Source organism: Acinetobacter sp. YH12099 (assembly GCF_013419195.1).
GTDB classification, from domain to species: domain Bacteria; phylum Pseudomonadota; class Gammaproteobacteria; order Pseudomonadales; family Moraxellaceae; genus Acinetobacter; species Acinetobacter towneri.
This window is the reverse complement of sequence record NZ_VPAP01000053.1, coordinates 1-1,468: the sequence shown is the minus strand read 5'-3', so window position 1 is coordinate 1,468 and position 1,468 is coordinate 1. Positions and strand designations below refer to the sequence as shown.

Annotated in this window: 1 protein-coding gene; it reads right to left on the bottom strand. The window is 33.4% G+C overall.

What is annotated here, in order from left to right; all coding sequences use genetic code 11:
- Nucleotides 1-614: 614 nt before the first annotated feature.
- The gene (gene erm(B), locus FTU39_RS13715; protein WP_154320141.1) at nt 615-1,367 is read right to left on the bottom strand and encodes a 23S rRNA (adenine(2058)-N(6))-methyltransferase Erm(B); all 753 of its coding nucleotides are present in this window, start codon (nt 1,365-1,367) and stop codon (nt 615-617) included.
- Between the last annotated feature and the right edge of the window lie 101 nt (nt 1,368-1,468).

Genomic DNA, 1,468 nt, shown 5'->3' with positions numbered 1-1,468 from the left:
GCTTGCTTCAAGATACTCATGATCAAGCTGTCTGAATACTTAGATGTTTTCATAGAAAATCTCCTTAAATCAAGGTTATTCGATTTTCTACTTTTAAACTCAATTATTTTTAGGGAGGATTACCGTTTGCTTGGTTATAAAAAAGTGGAGAGATTAAAAAGCTGCAAGGGCGATCTATGATCGTGCATTTACCCTTGCGGTCTTTTTTGAACGAACTATAACCAGAAAAAGCAAAGCCCTTAGCACACTAAAATATTAGGTACGTCAAGCGGTATCTTGGATAGTAAAATCGAACGGAAAAAAAGCACTTGATATACTTATCAAGTGCTTTCCTAGCCTTTATGTTCGTAAATAAACCACTTGTAACTTGTAACTTTTTTCATGTTACAAGTTACCACTCGTGGTAGTTACCACAAAGCCACATGTTAACATTAAATAATGTTAAGCATTTCATGGAAAAGCTTTTCTATAATCTTTAAGGCTTCTTGTGTACTTCTTGCTAGTCTAGGGACCTCTTTAGCTCCTTGGAAGCTGTCAGTAGTATACCTAATAATTTATCTACATTCCCTTTAGTAACGTGTAACTTTCCAAATTTACAAAAGCGACTCATAGAATTATTTCCTCCCGTTAAATAATAGATAACTATTAAAAATAGACAATACTTGCTCATAAGTAACGGTACTTAAATTGTTTACTTTGGCGTGTTTCATTGCTTGATGAAACTGATTTTTAGTAAACAGTTGACGATATTCTCGATTGACCCATTTTGAAACAAAGTACGTATATAGCTTCCAATATTTATCTGGAACATCTGTGGTATGGCGGGTAAGTTTTATTAAGACACTGTTTACTCTTGGTTTAGGATGAAAGCATTCCGCTGGCAGCTTAAGCAATTGCTGAATCGAGACTTGAGTGTGCAAGAGCAACCCTAGTGTTCGGTGAATATCCAAGGTACGCTTGTAGAATCCTTCTTCAACAATCAGATAGATGTCAGACGCATGGCTTTCAAAAACCACTTTTTTAATAATTTGTGTGCTTAAATGGTAAGGAATATTCCCAACAATTTTATACCTCTGTTTGTTAGGGAATTGAAACTGTAGAATATCTTGGTGAATTAAAGTGACACGAGTATTCAGTTTTAATTTTTCTGACGATAAGTTGAATAGATGACTGTCTAATTCAATAGACGTTACCTGTTTACTTATTTTAGCCAGTTTCGTCGTTAAATGCCCTTTACCTGTTCCAATTTCGTAAACGGTATCGGTTTCTTTTAAATTCAATTGTTTTATTATTTGGTTGAGTACTTTTTCACTCGTTAAAAAGTTTTGAGAATATTTTATATTAAAATAAGCCTTATATCCAAGCATAAAACAAGGTTGTCTAGACTTCTTTTAACAGTAAAGTTATCATAAAACTGAATTTTATTTTTTAGGTAAGTTTATGCATTCTATCCGCATTCGTTAAGACA